Genomic DNA, 4,190 nt, shown 5'->3' on the forward strand with positions numbered 1-4,190 from the left:
CGGCGGTACTGATCGCCCTGGCGGTGACCCTGGCCGCGGGCCTGGCCACCGGCCTGGGCAGCCTGCTGGTGATCTTCGCCCGCAGCCCCCACCCGCGCCTGCTGGCCTTCGGCCTGGCCTTCGCCGGCGGGGCCATGGTCTACGTGTCGCTGTCGGAGATCCTCAACAAGTCCATCGCCTCGTTCACCCTGGCCTACGACGCGCGCACCGGCTTCGCCTGGGCGACCCTGGCCTTCCTGGCCGGCCTGGTGCTGATCATGCTGGTGGACCGGCTGATCCCCAACCCGCACGAGACGCTCAGCACCGAGGACCCGAGCCTGCGCCAGCAGAACCTGGAATACGTGCGCCGGGTCGGCCTGATGACCGCGGTGGCCATCACCGCGCACAACTTCCCGGAGGGGCTGGCCACCTTCTTCGCCACCTTGGAGAGCCCGGCGGTGGGCCTGCCGCTGGCCTTCGCCATCGCCATCCACAACGTCCCCGAGGGCATCGCCATCGCCGTGCCGGTCTACTACGCCACCGGCGACAAGCGTTACGCCTTCGTGGCCAGCCTGCTGTCCGGCCTGGCCGAGCCGCTGGGCGCGGCGATCGGCTACGGCCTGCTGTCCACGGTGCTGTCCGAGGCGGTGTTCGGCGCGGTGTTCGGCCTCATCGCCGGGGTGATGGTGTTCCTGGCCATCGACGAGCTGCTGCCGGCGGCCAAGCGCTACGCGCGCGGCCACGAGACCGTCTACGGCCTGGTCAGCGGCATGGGCGTGCTGGCGCTGAGCCTGGTCCTGTTCAAGTGGTGAGCGGCCGCCCGGCGCTCAGGCCAGGCGGTCCAGCACCTCGGCCAGCTCCGGTGCCAGCGGCGCGTTGATGGTGTAGGCGGCGCGGCCCTCGTCCAGGGCGAACTCCAGGGAGGCCGCGTGCAGGAACAGCCGGCGCAGCCCGGCCCTGTCGCGCAGGCGGCGGTTGGCCTCCGGATCGCCGTACTTGTCGTCGCCGGCCACCGGGTGGCCGATGTGCCGCGCATGGACGCGGATCTGGTGGGTGCGGCCGGTGTCGATGCGCACCTCGCAGTAGGAGTGCCCGCCGCGCCGCTCCAGCACCCGGAAGTGGCTCAGCGAGGGCTTGCCGTCCGGGTCCACCTGCACGTGCCGCTCCCCGCCCTGGCGCAGGCCCACGTGCAGGGGCGCATCCACGCTCAGGGTGCCGTCCGGCAGGCGGCCGACCAGCAGGGTCAGGTAGCGCTTGCGCATGCCCCCGGGCCGGCGCATCAGGGCCTGCAGCTCGGCCAGCACCGAGCGCTTCTTGGCCACCACCAGCAGGCCGGAGGTGTCCCGGTCCAGGCGATGCGCCAGCTCCAGGGTCTGGCCCGGGCGCAGGGCGCGCAGGGTCTCGATGGCCCCGAAGCTGATCCCGCTGCCGCCGTGGCTGGCCACCCCGGAGGGCTTGTCCAGGGCCAGCAGGCGGGCGTCCTCGTAGACGATGGCCGCCTCGATCCGCTGCAGCAGCCCCGGCGGCGGGGCGCCGCGGGCGGCCTCCTCGCCCAGCCGGACCGGGGGGATGCGGACCTCGTCGCCGGCGGCCAGCTTGCGCTCGGCCTTGGCCCGGCCGCCGTTCACGCGGACCTGGCCGCTCCGCACCAGCTTGTAGACCAGGCTGCGGGGGGCCCCCTTGAGCTGGCCGAGGAGAAAGTTGTCCAGGCGCTGGCCGTCGCGGTCGTCCGGCACCGTGACGGTGCGGGCACCCGCGCGGGTGGGGGCGGATTCGGTCATGGGGTCGATAATTCTGTTAGACTCGGCCGGCGATGTAAGGGTTTGATTCCGCAGGAGGAAGCCGCAGGGCCGAAAGCCCGGCTTCCCGCGATCCCGGCACAGTGCGCGGCCACCGCCCCCGGGGCGGCCATGTTAGCGGCTTGCAGGCAGACCCGGCCATGGCCCGGTGGTCGGATCACCGGAAATGCTGAACACGTCCCGTGCGGCGCCCGCGCCGCCGGTCCTGCTACACCAACCAGAACAGCAAAGCGCTCCCGCGGTCCGCCGTGGTGTTGCAGCGCTGGAAAACAGGGCCCGACCAGCCGCGCATGCGCGATGGGCGGGAAAACCCGCCTCCGGGCGGGGTTCCAGGCAGCGAACGCCCCGGCGTTCCGCGCGCAGGAGCGCGTGAGGAACGCAACATGAAGCGAATGCTTATCAACGCCACGCAGGCCGAGGAGCTGCGCGTGGCGATCGTGGACGGCCAGACGCTCTACGACATCGACATCGAGCAGCCGTCCAAGGAACAGAAGAAGTCCAACATCTACAAGGGCCGGATCACGCGCCTGGAGCCATCCCTGGAGGCGGCCTTCGTCGACTACGGCGCCGAGCGCCACGGCTTCCTGCCGCTGAAGGAGATCTCCCGCGACTACTTCCAGGCCGGCGTGGACCCGAACAAGGCGTCCATCCGCGAGCTGCTGAAGGAAGGCCAGGAAGTCGTCGTCCAGGTGGACAAGGACGAACGCGGCAACAAGGGCGCGGCCCTGACCACGTTCATTTCGCTGGCCGGCCGCTACATGGTGCTGATGCCCAACTCGCCCTCCGCCGGCGGCGTCTCGCGCCGCATCGAGGGTGAGGACCGCGCCGCCCTCAAGGAGGCGATGGACAAGCTGAACATCCCGCCCGACATGGGCGTGATCATCCGCACCGCCGGCGTGGGCCGCGACGCCGAGGAGCTGCAGTGGGACCTGGACTACCTGCTGAGCGTCTGGCGCGCCATCGCCGAGGCCGCCCTCAGCAAGCCGGCCCCGTTCCTGATCTACCAGGAAAGCCGCCTGATCATCCGCGCCCTGCGCGACTACCTGCGCGCCGACATCGGCGAGATCCTCGTGGACACCGAGGAGATGTACAACGACGCGCGGCAGTTCATGGAACAGGTGATGCCGCAGAGCCTGCGCAAGCTCAAGCTCTACAGGGACAGCATCCCCCTGTTCAACCGCTTCCAGATCGAGTCGCAGATCGAGAACGCCTACGAGCGCACCGTGCGCCTGCCCTCCGGCGGCGCCCTGGTGATCGACCAGACCGAGGCGCTGACCGCCATCGACGTCAACTCGGCGCGCGCCACCAAGGGCGGCGACATCGAGGAAACCGCGTTCCAGACCAACCTGGAGGCCGCCGACGAGGTGGCCCGCCAGCTGCGCCTGCGCGACCTGGGCGGCCTGGTGGTGATCGACTTCATCGACATGGCCTCCTCCAAGCACCAGCGCGAGGTCGAGGCGCGCCTGCAGGCGGCCCTGAAGTACGACCGCGCGCGCGTGCAGGTGGGCCGGATCAGCCGCTTCGGCCTGCTGGAGATGAGCCGCCAGCGCCTGCGCCCGAGCCTGGGCGAGTCCAGCCAGATCGTCTGCCCGCGCTGCGAGGGCCACGGCCGCATGCGCAGCGTGGAGTCGCTGTCGCTGTCGATCATCCGCCTGGCCGAAGAGCACGCCATGAAGGAGAACACCGGGCAGGTGCTGGTCCAGGCCCCGGTGGAGATCGCCAACTACCTGCTCAACGAGAAGCGCGCCGCCCTGCGCGAGATCGAGGAGCGCCACGAGGCGCCGATCATCATCGTCGCCGACGAACACCTGCAGACCCCGCACTACGAGGTCACCCGCCTGCGCGAGAACGAGCTGGGCGAGGAGACCAGCAAGCCCTCGTACCAGCGCGGCACCCAGCGCAAGCTGCCGGTGCACGCCCTGACCAAGGCGCAGCTGAACATCCCGCCGGCCCCGGCCGTGACCAACGTCGCCCCGCCGCGTCCGGCCCCGGTGCGCGAGGAGCCGCCGGCCCCGGCGCCGGTCGAGGGCGGTCGCGGCGGCCGCGGCGGCCGCCGCCGTGGCGAGTCCGGCAACGGCCAGGCCAACGGCAACCGCGGCCAGCAGGCGCAGAAGCAGCGCGGCCAGCAGGCCAAGGGCGGCAACGGCCAGGCGCAGCCGGCCAAGGGGGAGCGGCCGGACAAGTCCGAGCGCCAGGCCCGCGCGGAGAAGGAGAAGGCGCAGCAGCAGAACGCCCAGGGCAGCCGCCAGCAGAAGCAGCGGCAGAAGCCGGCCGAGGCCGCCGAGGCGCCGGCCGCCAGGCCGGCGGTGCAGCCGGCCGCGCCGCGCGCCGAGGAGGCCCGTCCCGCGCCGCAGGCCGAACCGGGCCCCGCCCCGCCGACCCCCGGGGCCGCCGCGGCCGTGCCCGCCCGGG

At 72.1% G+C, this 4,190-nt stretch carries 3 protein-coding genes; 2 read left to right on the top strand and 1 reads right to left on the bottom strand.

The genetic code is table 11. From position 1 onward, the window contains the following. Window positions 1-8: 8 nt before the first annotated feature. Window positions 9-791 (top strand): zinc transporter ZupT, encoded by a 783-nt coding sequence (gene zupT, locus CR938_RS13870; RefSeq protein ID WP_162125554.1) that lies wholly within the window; start codon window positions 9-11, stop codon window positions 789-791. A 15-nt stretch (window positions 792-806) separates the two neighbouring features. Here the strand turns inward: zupT and CR938_RS13875 are convergent, their stop codons facing one another. Further along, window positions 807-1,760 carry an RluA family pseudouridine synthase gene (locus tag CR938_RS13875; RefSeq protein ID WP_162125553.1) on the bottom strand — a complete coding sequence of 318 codons (954 nt, stop codon included), beginning with the start codon at window positions 1,758-1,760 and terminating at the stop codon, window positions 807-809. A gap of 401 nt (window positions 1,761-2,161) precedes the next feature. Here CR938_RS13875 and CR938_RS13880 point away from each other — a divergent pair. Continuing rightward, window positions 2,162-4,190, top strand: a 2,029-nt coding sequence (locus tag CR938_RS13880; RefSeq protein ID WP_246191101.1) for an Rne/Rng family ribonuclease, incomplete at its 3' end; no start/stop codon positions are given.

The sequence above is a fragment of the Pseudoxanthomonas taiwanensis genome, from assembly GCF_010093135.1.
GTDB lineage: Bacteria > Pseudomonadota > Gammaproteobacteria > Xanthomonadales > Xanthomonadaceae > Pseudoxanthomonas > Pseudoxanthomonas taiwanensis.